We start from the raw sequence: 13,479 nt of genomic DNA on the forward strand, positions 1-13,479 counted from the left end.
TTTGTGAAGCGTTTTTTTAGGATATTTTATGAGCAAGATATCAGATAAGCACGGACAGTCTTCTTGGAAGCTTATGAAGAAGAAAGTGAATGAAAATCAATCCCGTGACCATTATAAAACTTATGTACCAGCTTATACTCAAGTTCCGTTACCGAATAATATGAAAAAACAAATTTTTTTCTGGCTTGGTACGCTGGTTTTTTTCATTCTTTTTATGTTTGTTTTTGGATCTATTTTGCTTCCTTTTGTCGCTGGGATTGTATTGGCTTACTTTCTTAATCCTATTGTGCAATTACTTGAAAAATGTGGGATTCGTCGTGTTTTTGGCACTATTCTCATTACCTTATTTATTGTTGTTGTTTTTGTTGCTTCTTTAATCATTTTAATTCCTATTATCAGTTGGCAAATACAACAATTTATGAGTGATGGTTTACCCATTTATATTAATCGTATTCAAACTTTTTTTGTTGAGCATGATTTTGATTGGGTCAGGCACTATTTTGGGAGTGATCCAAATGAATTACAAAGTAACATTAAAGGGCTTTTGGGAAAAAGTTCTGATTTTATTACATCTCTTTTGAATTCACTTTTGAAGTCAGGAAAATCGATCGTTAATCTCGTTAGCCTTTTTATTGTGGCACCCGTTGTGGCATTTTACATGTTATTAGATTGGCCGCGTATGGTTGCAGCAGTTGATTCGTTGATACCGCGCGATCATCTTGAAACCGTTCGCAGTATTTTTCATGAAATAGATCGAGCTATTGCTGGCTTTGTTCGTGGACAAGGGACAGTTTGTTTAATATTGGGAGGATATTATGCTATTGCTCTGACGATTACGGGACTCAATTTTGGTCTTTTGATTGGTATGTTTATTGGTCTTATCAGCTTTATTCCTTACATTGGTACAATGAGTGGTTTTGTGCTCTCTGTTGGTGTTGCATGGGTCCAGTTTTATCCAAACAATTGGGGATGGATCGTCGTTATCATAGTTCTTTTCTTAATTGGTCAATTTATTGAAGGTTCTATTCTGCAGCCAAAACTTGTGGGTTCATCAGTGGGGCTCCATCCAGTCTGGTTAATGTTTGCACTTTTTGCATTTTCTTCACTCTTTGGTTTTACTGGCATGCTTGTTGCTGTTCCTGCAGCAGCAGCTGTTGGTGTTTTAGTTCGTTTTGCTCTTCATACTTACCTTAATTCTCAGATGTATTCGCGAAGTGGAAATTCGGAGACGCTAGAATGAAGAGGTATGAAATACAATTACCCTTAAATTTTTCTTATAATTCAACTTTCCAATTTGATGATTTGGTCGTAACGGAAAGCAATCGTATGGCTTTTCAGCTTATTGATCATTGGCCAAACTGGGTTTTACCTATCGCAATTTTGGTTGGAGAAGAGGGATCTGGAAAAACCCATTTTTCTAGCTTATGGGCGCAAAAAGCTAAAGCTTTAGTTCTTCCTCGCAATGAAATTGATCAAGCTATTGCTATGGCTTCTTCAGGAAGATCTTTTTTAATTGAGGATATTGATACGGGTGAAATCAATGAGACAGGGCTTTTCCACTTAATTAATAGCGTTAAGCAAGCAAATCTTGATGCATGTCAAGCTACTTTGTTGATAACTGCACGTACAGTACCTTCCGTGTGGAATTTAAAATTAAATGATTTAAAGAGCCGTCTTAATTCGGTGATGTTGGTTGAAATTAATCAACCTGATGATGCATTGTTAACAACTGTCGCTTTTAAACTTTTTTCTGATAGACAGATCATTGTCCATCCAGACACTGTTTACTATCTTGTAAGCCGTTGTGAGCGTTCTTTATTTTCATTGAAGCGTGTTATCGATTCTGTTGATCAATTAGCATTACAAAGGAAAAGAAAAATAACGCGTGCTGTTATTGGTGAAGTTCTTAATAGGCAAATACAATAAATGCTTTTTTAGCACAGTTCAAATTATCGAATAAAAAATGCTTGTGTTCTGTTGTTATTATAGTACGAGAGAGGAATGCTGTTATTTCCGTTTTCAGTTTTTGAGGACTTCCTGGAGGTGAAGAAACAGTAATTTTTATGGATTTCTTTTTCGCATGATGCATTTCTTTTATAATGCACTTTATACATTATTCAAATGGTTTATGGAGAAGTTGTAGCTTCGTTTTTTGGGGGGCTACTATTTCCTTATTTTTGCTTATTGAATGCGTCATTTAGCAGAAAAAGCTTTAAAAAAATTTTTCTTGTAAAGAAAAACAACAAAATTTAAAAAAAAATGTGTTTTTCTCTTGCACTTCTGTTGTGAAAATTTTAGGGAATATGCATCATAAATGTAAAATGGCGGAGCGTAGCGCAGCCTGGTAGCGCACCTGATTTGGGATCAGGGGGTCGTAGGTTCGAATCCTATCGCTCCGACCATGTTTTTTTTATATAGGAGAATAGTCCAATTGAATGTGTGATGAGGGATTATTATTCAAGCGTTGGATATTCTGAAGGAAGATAACCATGATCGCACGTATTTATAGTCCTGCGAAGACGGCGATGCAGTCAGGTAAGAGAAATACTGGTTTTTGGATTTTACAATATGAGCCGTTGCAGGCAAAAATGCTTGAACCTTTTATGGGATATACGGCGACATCTGACATGAATAATCAGGTGAGAATTCATTTTAATAAGAAGGAAGAGGCAATTGCTTTTGCGCATAAGAATGCTATTCCTTATCGTATAGAAAAGAGACATAGATCGATTCGACGTGCTGTTTCTTATTCTGATAATTTTCGCAGTGATAGACAGCTATCTTGGACACATTGAGTTAAGAATGCTCTTTTGAATTGAGGAAATGATCAGTTGGTCCCGTAGCTCAGCTGGATAGAGCAACGGCCTTCTAAGCCGTGGGTCACAGGTTCGAATCCTGTCGGGATCACCATTTTTAAGTAAAATTAATAGATTATTCAAAAGTTCGGGAATTTTGATTACATTGATTCTTTTAACTTATTTTCAGTCTATCCCGAACCTTTTTGAAGCTTTTTCATTGTTTCTATTTCTGGTTGTTTTCTCTATGTTTCTTTTTGTAGAGAAAGATATTGCGCTATCTTCAGTTTAATTAAGAACTCGCTTTCATTTTTGAAGCTGTAGCGCCAGCATTATCTTTATACTTACTGTTTCTTTTTTTAATTTTTATGTACTGTTTTTAATCTCTGCTGCATTGCAGTTTTATATCAGACAGTTTTGGCAAAAAATCCAGTAGGAATGAAAAAATTATCAAGAAAAATCTCTTATCTTAAGAGATAACAGTACTCTTGAGAAAAGAAGCAGATGTTTGTCGTAAAATCATTACAACTAAATCTTTTGATTCGTTAGGCTGTGGAATCATAGACATGTTTGTAAGATTATTGAATAGTTCTTCATAATAGGATTTAGAAGTATTCAAAAATTTTTTAAAAGTGATTAGAGAAAGGGAAAGCAAAAAAATACCCCGCTGTAGAGGCATAATTCGAAATCCTATTCCCACACTTTTATTCACGCATCCCTCACTTTAAAAAATACATTTAGAATCAGTAAATTACGTGAAGTTTAAAAGCGCATGGTGGGCGTGACAGGGATTGAACCTGTGACCCCTACGATGTCAACGTAGTGCTCTCCCGCTGAGCTACACGCCCATTCAATGACGTTGCATACACCACATAGAATTACAAACGTCAATGCCTAATTTAGTTTTCTCTTTAATTAGGCGTGAATATCTTAGAAAAATGTTCTCTTAAGCAGCTATAAGTATTTTTTCAACCTCATTAACGAGCTCACGCAAGTGAAATGGTTTAGAAAGTACTTTTGCGTCAGGGGGAGCATCACTATTTGAATTGAGTGCAACTGCTGCAAAGCCTGTAATGAACATTACTCGTAAATCAGGATCAATTTCAGTCGCGCGTCGTGCCAGTTCAATTCCATCCATTTCTGGCATCACAATATCAGTCAGGAGAAGGGAAAAGGGTTCTTCTTGTAAACGTTCATATGCGCTAGCACCATTATCGAAATCGGCAACTTCGTAGCCTGCACGTTCTAAGGCTTTTGCTAGAAAGCGACGCATATCGTTATCATCTTCTGCGAGCAGGATTCGTTTCATGATTATGTTCCAATAGCTCCATTCATCAGAGTTTTTTGCCACATCAATTATACAATAGAGAGTATTTATAAAAAAGATGATAAAATCCTCATAATTGAAATGAATAGCAAAATGGTTAATTCTTACATTTTGTCAAGAATACAGCATATTAGTTGTGAGTTCGTTAAATTCGAAATGTATGTGACATTGAAAGAAAGAAGTTAAGTGCGATTAATCGTAATTTGTATTTCTTTTTTTCATTTTGGTTAGAGCTCCTATAAGAGTATTCACTTGAGAGACTATCTTAGGAAATCAGAGGGATATTATATTCATTCACTCTTTTTGAATATATACGGGAAGGTAGAGTTTATGGCTATTTGTTTTCTGTATTTTTACGGATGTACATTGTAAATGTACAGAGTTTGTTTCTAGAGTATTAGCTTTAAATGGATAAAAATCATCATCTCTCTATACTATAACATAAGAATAAAATTTTTAATAACATACTAGAAATAAAATCTTAATATGTTTTAAGAGCTACATGATATTATCTTAACATAAAACTCTTAAATTTGACAATATTATAAGTAAAGATCTCACTTTGAGTTTTTTTATAGCATTCATGAAGTTTTGCGAAAAGATTTTTTATATAAAAAGCAATTTCTCTTTATCCATTAAATTATGGTTTTATTAAAAAAGATGACTTTCATTGGGAATAAATGCATCAAATGCAGCCCAAAATTGTTTTTTGTAGTCTTCTTCATGCATGATTGTATCAAGGTTAGCACCTGTGATGGTAATACACTCTGTCAAACGTATCTGTTGACATAATTGTTGCACTTCAATGTTGTTCGCAATATTGTTTTGATTGGCGAGAATAAACAGTGTTGGGATTTGTAAATGCCCAAGAAATATATTTTTTTTCATAGAATCAATGGCATTAAGTACTGATGTCATCCATTGGGATGTTGGATTCTTGATAAAGGGAAAAGGAGTGTTGTAAGTGCGCTCCAATTGTCTATTTTTTTGTTGTGTTTGTTTGAGTTTTTTCCCACCTTTAGCCGGTAAGAATCCAAGACCTATATCAGTAAGAAGCTGTGTTAATTTATGTTGAAAACCATTCGTTTTATTGCCAAATGGAGCAAAAAGGGGAGAAACACAGAGCATTCTCTTAAACTGATGATTAATGAGATCCAGCCCGCTAAGGGCAATCAATCCACCTATACCATAGGTTAACATGTAGTAAGGTGATGGACAATTAGGATAAACAACATTTTTAAGAAATTCATCTAAGTCATTAATATTATTATTAATATCAAAATAATGATATCTGCTTTGTTTTTTTGTATTAGAAGGTGATTTTTTTCCACCAAACCAGTCAAATATTGCTGTATGAAAGCAGCGTTTAGAAATTTCATTCATTGGTAAAAAATATTCTTCTAAAGAATCCGCATACCTTTCGAGAATAACGACTGTTCCTTTGGATTTTCTTATTTCAGGATGCGTTATCGCAAAACGAATTTCGCGATCAATAGCGGTTTTAAGGGAGTTATTCCAGATATGAGGAGGAATGGAATTCCAGTTTGTGCAATAAATAGGTGTTTCCAATTGACAACTTTTATAGTGTATTTTGCGACTTAGTGCAAAGTGAAATAATGAAAGGATCGCTCTTTATATCATGATAAAGAAGGGTTAAGAAACAGTTATGTTGCTTTTTTTGTATTTTTTACGAATTCAAGCACAAAAGAGTTGACATAGAGCAGAGCAATTACCAGATAATTAATGTGGTCGCCACTCTGGGGCCGCTGGTTCACGAGCAAGTTTGCTCTTTGGAACTTTGTGAGCCAATTTCATTATAGTCGCTCTAAAGGAGGGCAATGTTATGCGTCAAGTAGATTTTTCACCATTTTATCGTTCAACGGTAGGTTTTGACCATCTTTTTAACTGGTTTGATTCTAGAACAAAACCAGACGATATTTCTTCATATCCACCATATAATATTGAGCGTTTAACTGAAGATTCTTATAGAGTTTCTATGGCTGTTGCTGGTTTTTCTCAAGATGAAATTGATATAGAAACGCATTGTAATCAGCTAATCATTAAGGGTGAGAGAAAACCTGATAACGATGACGAAGAGCGAGAATTCCTTTATCGAGGGATTGCTTCGCGTGCTTTTGAACGGCGTTTTCATTTGGCTGATCATGTTAAGGTTATTGGAGCAGAGCTTTGTGATGGACTTCTTCATATTCAGCTTAAAAGAGAAATGCCGGCTGAGCTAAAGCCAAAAAAGATAGCTGTACAGACATTATCATCTGCTATGAAAAATGATAATAATAACCATAATATGCGTAAAGCGAGTTTAGAAGCTTAAAAAACAGAATAATAATCAATTCTTTTAATATAGCAGGCTAACGCGAGGCTTTTGTCTCGCGTTTTCTTATCCTTTCTATTAAAAGAAAAACTATGTAGATAAAAACTCTTTCTTCCCAATTTATGATAATACTCTATTGGATCAGAATCAAGCGGGCATTGAAGATCTAGGCGATGCTATCAATCATCTCTCCAACCATATGGCGGCAAAAGCCAGTGAAGTGTCTGATTTTACCAATCGTGCCACCGGTGCGGCAACCATGTTTAAACTCACCGCACGGGAAACAGCGGCTTTTGGCACGGCAATGATTTCTGCGGGGATTGTCCCTGAAAGTGCAGCACGTGGTTTTAATGCTATGAGTGCCCGCATTCAGGCAGGGGGCAAACATATTGAAGATGCTTTTGCCAATATCGGTCTTTCACGCCAAAAATTCATGGAAGATTTGGATAAAGATGCTACCGGTACTTTGGTGCGCTTTTTTGATGTTTTAGCCAAATCAGAACAGGGCATGCGTTCTCTGATTGCCATTGCTGGGCGCGATTTTACAGGTGATTTTGCCAAATTGGTTGGTAATCCAGAATTGTTAGGGCAAGCTTTAGAATATGTGAAAGATCCGCAAGTCTTTAAAGGCTCTGTAGAGCAAGAGGCGGACAAATGTAGTTTGACACTAGGTTTTATACTAAGTGGGAAGAGGTGGGATTAGGTAGGAATACGTGGTAATTTATTGTTTTTATGGATATTTTTTACCATTAAATGCGCGTTTTATCAAAATCTATTTTGACACCTAGAATTGCAAAAAAGAGCGAAAATCAGAAAAAAGTGCGTTTCAAAAGTAAAAATGAGAGAAAGCTTTGAAAGGTCTTTGAAAATGCTTTGAAAAATTTTAAAAAGTCTGTGAAAGCCCAGAAAACCGCCTTTTAAGCCCTTTTGAAAAAAATGAAACAAAAAGTGAAACCAGCTCAAAAATCAGCCAAAAATGACCAAAAAAGCAAAAAAGATTTTCATCTATTGATGATTATCTATTTTTAGAGGTAATATATACTTATTAATCAAATGGTTATATTATTTTTTTAATGTAAAAAGATTTTCATATTGATTTTTCATATTAAAGGGGCATTAAGCCGTATCTTGTGTAGTTTCTAGATGTACTCTTTCAGCCTCTATTTGACGCTTTAAATGCAATTTTAGAAGAGGCAAAGTAAGTTCCACTTCTTCACTGTCGTTTATGTTTTGAACAAGCTCTTGCAACTTTTTATAAAGCTCTGCCGCTAATTCCGCTATCTCTTCAGGGGGGAGTTTTATTTTTGCATCGCGATAGGTTGTATAAGCCACGCGGCCGAGCTTTTTCATGAGCCCAGCAGGAATGGTAGGTGGAGAGATATTGAAAGCCCGAGCCATCATCATGTCTATAAACATCGCATCTTCACCAGTTAAAAGCCAATTCAGGTTCACTCCAAATTTTTCCTTATATGCTGATAAAACTGTTGCGTCTGGAGTTCTGTCACCGCGTTCGTAATTTCCGAGTCCCTGAATACTGATACCAATTTTAAGAGAAAATATATCACGAGATAAGCCCACAAGCTTTCTAACTTCTGTGAGTCGTTTTGCTAATGCGGTTTTGGGCTCATTTTTTTGTCGTTTCATATTACAAATGTTTACAAATGGGGTTGACTAATATCCCATTTGTAGATATACCTCATATTACCGTCTGTTAAAAAAGACAGTTATTACACAAAGAACCCCACAAAAGACGGATGGTTGCAGCATCCGTTTGAAGCAGGAGCGAAAGTTATGACTCTCACACAAACATGGGATCGCCATAGTATTTTAGCCGAGCTACGCCGCCGTAATATGACCTTGGCGGAGCTCGCGAAAGCTTATCAAATACCGTCATCCAGTGTCAAAAACATTTGGACACGGCCTAATGAGAAAGCCGAACGTGCCATAGCCGATTTTATCGGTTTGCCCGTCGAGCAGGTTTTTAGCGACCGCTACCCCAAAAGTCGCCGTCGTATTTTCAAAGCAGCAAAACATGCCAATACGGTTTCGATAAAGCATTCCGCTTTGCGTGGTAACGCTGCTTAAACTTCGTTACACGGCTTTGCGTTTTTGCGCATTTGCCATGAATTTAAATACCATAAGATAATAAGGTTTATCAATGTCTAAAGATCAATACGAAATGGGCAAGATAAATTGCAGAGAGTTGCGTCGTCAGGCAGCCGTTTGGAAGGGTTGGTTTTGGCGATTAGGTGGTGAGCATATTGTTTTTATAGGGGGTGGTTATGGTTGCTGCTTGTAATTTATGGACCCCAGATGTCAGAAGCGATATCGTTAATCCTTATTCAGAAGTTGAACGTTTACAGGTGATGCTTTCCTGTTCTTTTAAGGCCGTGAGTAGTGGATTTAAGCATCTGCCGATCCGGTATATTATTGACCCTCCGCATGGCTTATTTGATGCAGCATTAGCACGGCAGATTGTTATTCATATCTTGCATTATCAGTTTGAGGTGCCACGGCGGCGTATTGTTGCCATACAGGCACGGCAGCGGACTTCTATTTCTCTGTCTCTGCAGGTGATTAACCGGCGGTTAATGGAACCTGTTTTTGCCAAAGCTTACCAAAAATGGGCAGGGCGTGCGATGGATTTGTTTTTAAAAGAGATCAGAAAGGCGGCGGCGTGATGGCACAGTTTCAAAAGCTTTCTCTTGCTATGATTGTTGTGCCGGAGCGCATTCGCCCTGTGGATGATGAGCATGCCAAGGCACTTGCGCAATCGATGGCGCGGGAGGGATTGATGAATCCGATTACGGTGCGCCATACCCCCAATGCTAAAGAGGGTAATTATACGCTTATTGCTGGTGCGCATCGGCTTCGTGCTGCTGAGCTTTTGGGCTATAGTGACATTGATGCGGTTGTGGTGCAGGCTGATAAGGACAATGCCGCGCTTTTAGAAGTTGCAGAAAACCTGTTTCGCAATGAATTGTCTGTTATTGACCGTGCCTTGTTTGTCCAGACTTACCGCGAATTGTGGGAAAAGAAGTATGGGGAGATTAAGATTGGTCGGAATAAAAAATCAAAGGTGCAAGTTGCGCCAATTGCTCTAAAGGACAGCAATACATCTTCAGATCACAATGAAATCGCGTGTGAAGGGGATGGAAAATCAAACGGTCAAGTTGACCGTTTGATCGGCGGTGATGGACATTTAGAGAAATTGGATCAAGTTGATCCTATTTTTTATACGAGTGAAGAAAGTGGCGCCAAAGGGATAACTTTGTGCTTTTCTAAACATGTAGCGGACCGTATTGGTTTGTCTCAAGTTTCAGTAAAACGTCTTAACAGCATTGCCCAGCATTTACAGCCGGAGTTGCGGGCGGTTTTGCGAGGGACCGCCTTGGCAGATAATCAAGCGCAATTGTTAAAGTTGGCGAAGATGGAGCCGGTTGCGCAACGGCGGGTTGCGGTTGCTTTGCAACAGAATGAGGGGGATTTACGGCGGGCTGTTGATTTGGTCAATGGCATTAATATAAGCCCACAAATCAATGAACAGGAACGGATTTTTGCTCAGTTATTAGGGGTGTGGCAGAGAGCAGATGCGCAGACAAAGGCGCGGTTTTGTGATTATCTTGCAAGAGAACGGGGGGAGGTGGTGTCATGAAGATGCATGGTTGCGGGCAGCTTGATTTTTTTCAACAGTCGGTTTTTCCCTGCCGCGAACCGGTTGCGCAGATTGATTTAGGGCGGTTTCGCTCACACATGAAGCGTGCTATGGCGCGGGCTTTACGCGAATGCCGGGTTGAACGCAGTGTGATTGCTGAACGTATGGCGCATTATTTGGGCATTGGTTGTTTGAGTAAGGCGAGTTTGGATGCTTATGTTGCGGAGAGTAAGCAGGTGGATATTTCTCTGCCGCGTTTTAAAGCCTTTGTGCGGGCGACGGAAGCCTTTTGGCTTTGGGATGAGGTGGTGCGTGAAGATGGTTTGTTGTTGTTGCAAGGGGATGAAGCGCGCTTGGCAGAGATTGCTAGGCTTCAACAGGAACAGCGGGAGATTGCGGCACGGTTAAAGGTTATGCGTGCGACACCTGTGAGAATTAGACGGGGGCAGCCATGAAAGAATGGTTTAGTATCGCCGAATTGGCTGAGGCTCATTTGCCAGGGTTGCCGAAAACAAAAATTGGTCTCAACAATCTTGCGCTTAAGAAATGGCGTTTGAATACACAATTGTTTCGCCAAACATTAGGCAAAACTAAGCCGGTTTGGGAGTATCACATTTCTTTATTGCCGGAGGGGGCACGGGCGGCATTGTTGGTGCGATTTGGAGTGGGTGTTGATGCGAAACAGATGCAAGGGGAGCAAAAGACAAGCATTTGGGTGCGTTATGAGGGGCTTTCAAAGGCGCATAAAAGGCGCTGTGAAGAGCGTTTAAAGGCGCTTTGTTTTATGGATGATTTGCTCCATGGCGGTCTTGGCGTGCATGATGCGGCAACAAGCACTGCGGTGCACTTTGGTGTGAGCCGGATGTCGCTGTTTAATTGGCGGCAGATGGTGGAGGGATATGCGCGCCCTGATTGGTTGGCAGCGCTAGCGCCTTGTTATGGTGAGGAGAATGTTTCGCAATTTGCGCTTTGTCATGAGGAAGCTTGGGAGGTTCTCTGTTCGGATTATTTACGTCCCTCTAAACCAGCATTTTCGGCGTGTTATCGGCGGATGGTTTCGGTTGCGCAGGAGCGGGGTTGGGCGCCAATACCCTCAGAGCGGGCTTTGCGGCGTCGTTTTAATAAGGAGATTTCCAAAGCGGTTGTGGTTTTGGCGCGTGAGGGAGAAGAAAAGGCAAAAAAGCTTTATCCGGCACAACGGCGTGATCGCTCATGTCTGCATGCTTTGCAAGCGGTGAATATGGATGGACATAAGCTAGATGTTTTTGTGCGTGTGCCTTGGGCAGAGAAGCCTGTGCGGCTTTATTTGATTGCCATTCAAGATCTTTATTCGGGCAAGATTTTATCGTGGCGCTTGTCTGATGCCGAGACTTGGGAAATCGTGCGTTTGGTGATTGGGGATATGGTGGAGGCTTATGGAATACCGGAGCGAATGACTTTGGATAATGGGCGCGCTTTTACCAGCAAATGGATTTCTGGGGGTGTGCAAAACCGCTTTCGTTTTAAGATTAAGCCGGATGATCCGCAAGGGCTTTTGACGAGTTTGGGTGTGCAATTGCAATGGACGACCCCTTATAGCGGGCAGTCTAAACCGATTGAGAGAGCATGGCGTGATTTAGCAGAAGCGATTTCGAAGCATCCTTTTTGTGCGGGGGCATATACGGGCAATAAACCAGATGCCAAGCCTGAAGATTATGGTAAGCGCGCGATAGAATTTGAAGCGTTTAAAGCCCATGTTGGCGCGCAGATTATAGCGCATAATGGGCAAGCGGGGCGCAAGGCACTTAACTGTGCGGGGCGTAGTTTTGATGAGACCTTTACTGAGAGTTTAAAAGCCGATGGGACGATTGTTCGGCAAGCAACGGCGGCACAACGGGCTTTATGGCTTTTAACATCTGAAGGATTGCGTGCGCAAAAGGGGACGGGAGAGATCCATTTTTATGGCAATCGTTATTGGGCGCGGGCATTGAATGAGCATGCGGGGCAGAAGGTGATTGTACGCTTTGATCCGGATCATTTGCATCAGGATTTGCGGGTTTATGATTTGCATAATCGGTTGATTTGTCTAGCACCATGCCTTTGCGATGTTGGTTTTTACGACCAGCGGGCGGCACGTCTCAATGGGCGTTTGCGTAAAGAGTATGTGAAGGCTGTTAAAGCAGAAAAGCAGTTAGCGGCAAAGCTTGCGCCTGATCACTTGGCAGATGTTTATGGGCGCCTTGAGAAAAAGGATGAAGCGTTCAAATCTAAGCTTTCGATAAAGCCAAAGGTTACGAGATTGGTTCCAAACAATGTGGGCAATTTAGCTTTGCAAGCAAAGGAGGACGAGGCTTTGGGGGAAGAAGAATTTAGCCATCATTTGCATAAAGCTTTGAGAAAACTTTCAGCGTCTGATGAGGGGCGTGAAGTGATAAAGTTTCCCAAGCAATAGAATAAGGAACTAGGAAAAGGAGAGGGGGGATTTAAGGGGACTGGTTGAGGTCCATGTGCGGGGTTGAAGAATGAACAAAGAAAGGGGGGAGAAGTCTTATCCATTTCAATTTTCAAATCAATACAATTAAATTTTCAGGTGCCTTTGCTGATCGGGTGAGGAGTATCAAGTGATTTAAGTTTCCCCTTTGAGTGAAGAAGGAGCAGGGGGGAGATTGTCGGGAGCCGGTTGAGTATCGCGTACGGCTTGAAAAATAACAGGAATGGGTAGGTGGGAGCCTACCCATTCAAGAGTCTAAAATCAATACGAGAGGGAGATTATAGATGAAACACGCGATAAATGCAACGGTCGATAAAAATCCTTGGGCGCGACCTAAAATCCAGCCTAATGGAACAGCACAAAACCGCAGCAGTGATGATATTGCCTTATGGAATGCACTTGTGGATTCGGTGAGAGCTATCGCAAAAATGCATGATTGGACGAAGGCGGAAGTGGCGCGACGCATAGGCATGCCGGATGGAACATTTTCGCAATGGTATGCGGGCAGTTATGCGGGGCAATTGGGCAAGCAGAATGCAAAAGTTCAACAGTGGGTAGAGGCTTTAAAGGAAACGGCGGGGTTTTTGGAGAAGATCCCTGAAAAGCCGGCCTTTCAGAGGAATCGCATTGCCAGTGAGATCATTGATACTTTAACGCTGGCACAAAGCACGGGTGATATGGTGATGATTACGCTTGATGCGGGCAGTGGCAAGACGGAAACCTGCCGCCATTACCGTGCGACCCGTCCGCATGTTTATCTGGTGACAGCAAGCCCGCATACGCGCAGTGTTCATGGTATTTTGAATGATATGGCAGCAGAATTGGAAGTGGTGGAATATAATCCCACCCGTTTAACCCGTGCGATTGGCAAGAGGTTAGAGCGGGTAGGTGGTGGGACGT

General features: G+C 40.4%; 14 protein-coding genes, 3 tRNA genes and 1 pseudogene. 14 read left to right on the top strand and 4 right to left on the bottom strand.

Features of this window, described 5'->3' with window-relative positions; translation table 11 throughout:
* The first annotated feature begins 28 nt into the window (after nt 1–28).
* The 5 genes from J7R10_RS05065 to J7R10_RS05085 all read left to right on the top strand — a co-directional run bounded on the left by J7R10_RS05065 (nt 29) and on the right by J7R10_RS05085 (nt 2,910).
* A complete protein-coding gene (locus tag J7R10_RS05065) occupies nt 29–1,240 on the top strand; it encodes an AI-2E family transporter (RefSeq protein WP_010705184.1) in 1,212 nt (403 codons plus the stop codon).
* Nucleotides 1,237–1,926 (top strand): DnaA regulatory inactivator HdaA, encoded by a 690-nt coding sequence (gene hdaA, locus J7R10_RS05070; RefSeq protein WP_010705185.1) that lies wholly within the window; start codon nt 1,237–1,239, stop codon nt 1,924–1,926. Before J7R10_RS05065 ends, hdaA begins: the two co-directional genes overlap by 4 nt.
* 399 nt (nt 1,927–2,325) lie before the next feature.
* Nucleotides 2,326–2,402 (top strand) — tRNA-Pro (locus tag J7R10_RS05075).
* 87 nt (nt 2,403–2,489) lie between these two features.
* Nucleotides 2,490–2,795 carry an ETC complex I subunit gene (locus J7R10_RS05080; protein WP_010705186.1) on the top strand — a complete coding sequence of 102 codons (306 nt, stop codon included), beginning with the start codon at nt 2,490–2,492 and terminating at the stop codon, nt 2,793–2,795.
* A gap of 38 nt (nt 2,796–2,833) precedes the next feature.
* A tRNA-Arg gene (locus tag J7R10_RS05085) sits at nt 2,834–2,910 on the top strand.
* 658 nt (nt 2,911–3,568) lie between these two features.
* On the opposite strand, the gene J7R10_RS05090 is transcribed toward J7R10_RS05085, so the two are convergent.
* The 3 genes from J7R10_RS05090 to J7R10_RS05100 all read right to left on the bottom strand — a co-directional run bounded on the left by J7R10_RS05090 (nt 3,569) and on the right by J7R10_RS05100 (nt 5,691).
* Nucleotides 3,569–3,643, bottom strand: a tRNA-Val gene (locus tag J7R10_RS05090).
* A 98-nt stretch (nt 3,644–3,741) separates the two neighbouring features.
* Nucleotides 3,742–4,104: a cell cycle two-component system response regulator CpdR gene (gene cpdR, locus J7R10_RS05095; RefSeq protein WP_004858948.1), complete on the bottom strand. Its 363-nt coding sequence runs from the start codon at nt 4,102–4,104 to the stop codon at nt 3,742–3,744.
* 669 nt (nt 4,105–4,773) lie between these two features.
* Nucleotides 4,774–5,691, bottom strand: a complete 918-nt coding sequence (locus J7R10_RS05100; RefSeq protein ID WP_010705187.1) for a serine aminopeptidase domain-containing protein — start codon at nt 5,689–5,691, stop codon at nt 4,774–4,776.
* Between the two features lie 274 nt (nt 5,692–5,965).
* On the opposite strand from J7R10_RS05100, the gene J7R10_RS05105 reads away from it, so the two are divergent.
* A complete protein-coding gene (locus J7R10_RS05105; protein ID WP_010705188.1) occupies nt 5,966–6,454 on the top strand; it encodes an Hsp20 family protein in 489 nt (162 codons plus the stop codon).
* 145 nt (nt 6,455–6,599) lie between these two features.
* Nucleotides 6,600–7,157 (top strand): annotated as a pseudogene (locus tag J7R10_RS05110) (phage tail tape measure protein); the annotation flags it as partial.
* A 413-nt stretch (nt 7,158–7,570) separates the two neighbouring features.
* Here J7R10_RS05110 and J7R10_RS05115 read toward each other — a convergent pair.
* Nucleotides 7,571–8,098: a helix-turn-helix domain-containing protein gene (locus J7R10_RS05115; RefSeq protein WP_010704483.1), complete on the bottom strand. Its 528-nt coding sequence runs from the start codon at nt 8,096–8,098 to the stop codon at nt 7,571–7,573.
* Nucleotides 8,099–8,245: 147 nt separating this feature from the next.
* On the opposite strand from J7R10_RS05115, the gene J7R10_RS05120 reads away from it, so the two are divergent.
* The 7 genes from J7R10_RS05120 to J7R10_RS05150 all read left to right on the top strand — a co-directional run.
* Nucleotides 8,246–8,539 (top strand): helix-turn-helix domain-containing protein, encoded by a 294-nt coding sequence (locus J7R10_RS05120; protein WP_010704484.1) that lies wholly within the window; start codon nt 8,246–8,248, stop codon nt 8,537–8,539.
* A gap of 73 nt (nt 8,540–8,612) precedes the next feature.
* On the top strand, nt 8,613–8,753 hold the full coding sequence (locus tag J7R10_RS05125; RefSeq protein ID WP_192813159.1) for a hypothetical protein: 141 nt from the start codon (nt 8,613–8,615) through the stop codon (nt 8,751–8,753).
* A complete protein-coding gene (locus J7R10_RS05130) occupies nt 8,737–9,135 on the top strand; it encodes a hypothetical protein (protein ID WP_010704485.1) in 399 nt (132 codons plus the stop codon). The genes J7R10_RS05125 and J7R10_RS05130 overlap by 17 nt, the downstream gene beginning before the upstream one ends.
* On the top strand, nt 9,135–10,109 hold the full coding sequence (locus J7R10_RS05135; RefSeq protein ID WP_010704486.1) for a ParB/RepB/Spo0J family partition protein: 975 nt from the start codon (nt 9,135–9,137) through the stop codon (nt 10,107–10,109). Before J7R10_RS05130 ends, J7R10_RS05135 begins: the two co-directional genes overlap by 1 nt.
* Complete coding sequence (locus J7R10_RS05140) at nt 10,106–10,564, top strand: hypothetical protein (protein ID WP_010704487.1); 459 nt, start codon at nt 10,106–10,108, stop codon at nt 10,562–10,564. The genes J7R10_RS05135 and J7R10_RS05140 overlap by 4 nt, the downstream gene beginning before the upstream one ends.
* Nucleotides 10,561–12,540 (top strand): transposase domain-containing protein, encoded by a 1,980-nt coding sequence (locus J7R10_RS05145; RefSeq protein ID WP_010704488.1) that lies wholly within the window; start codon nt 10,561–10,563, stop codon nt 12,538–12,540. Before J7R10_RS05140 ends, J7R10_RS05145 begins: the two co-directional genes overlap by 4 nt.
* 323 nt (nt 12,541–12,863) lie before the next feature.
* On the top strand, nt 12,864–13,479 hold a 616-nt coding region (locus tag J7R10_RS05150), incomplete at its 3' end, for a TniB family NTP-binding protein (protein WP_484792987.1).

Origin of the sequence: Bartonella vinsonii subsp. berkhoffii ATCC 51672 (genome assembly GCF_902825225.1) — a bacterium.
GTDB lineage: Bacteria > Pseudomonadota > Alphaproteobacteria > Rhizobiales > Rhizobiaceae > Bartonella > Bartonella berkhoffii.

Excerpts from the sequence above, each read along its gene's own strand:
- J7R10_RS05135 (WP_010704486.1), top strand. The coding sequence starts at position 9,135 with ATGGCACAGTTTCAAAAGCTTTCTCTTGCTATGATTGTTGTGCCGGAG.
- J7R10_RS05145 (WP_010704488.1), top strand. The coding sequence starts at position 10,561 with ATGAAAGAATGGTTTAGTATCGCCGAATTGGCTGAGGCTCATTTGCCA.
- J7R10_RS05080 (WP_010705186.1), top strand. The coding sequence starts at position 2,490 with ATGATCGCACGTATTTATAGTCCTGCGAAGACGGCGATGCAGTCAGGT.
- J7R10_RS05065 (WP_010705184.1), top strand. The coding sequence starts at position 29 with ATGAGCAAGATATCAGATAAGCACGGACAGTCTTCTTGGAAGCTTATG.
- J7R10_RS05115 (WP_010704483.1), bottom strand. The coding sequence starts at position 8,098 with ATGAAACGACAAAAAAATGAGCCCAAAACCGCATTAGCAAAACGACTC.
- J7R10_RS05140 (WP_010704487.1), top strand. The coding sequence starts at position 10,106 with ATGAAGATGCATGGTTGCGGGCAGCTTGATTTTTTTCAACAGTCGGTT.
- J7R10_RS05120 (WP_010704484.1), top strand. The coding sequence starts at position 8,246 with ATGACTCTCACACAAACATGGGATCGCCATAGTATTTTAGCCGAGCTA.
- J7R10_RS05105 (WP_010705188.1), top strand. The coding sequence starts at position 5,966 with ATGCGTCAAGTAGATTTTTCACCATTTTATCGTTCAACGGTAGGTTTT.
- J7R10_RS05125 (WP_192813159.1), top strand. The coding sequence starts at position 8,613 with ATGTCTAAAGATCAATACGAAATGGGCAAGATAAATTGCAGAGAGTTG.
- J7R10_RS05130 (WP_010704485.1), top strand. The coding sequence starts at position 8,737 with ATGGTTGCTGCTTGTAATTTATGGACCCCAGATGTCAGAAGCGATATC.
- cpdR (WP_004858948.1), bottom strand. The coding sequence starts at position 4,104 with ATGAAACGAATCCTGCTCGCAGAAGATGATAACGATATGCGTCGCTTT.
- hdaA (WP_010705185.1), top strand. The coding sequence starts at position 1,237 with ATGAAGAGGTATGAAATACAATTACCCTTAAATTTTTCTTATAATTCA.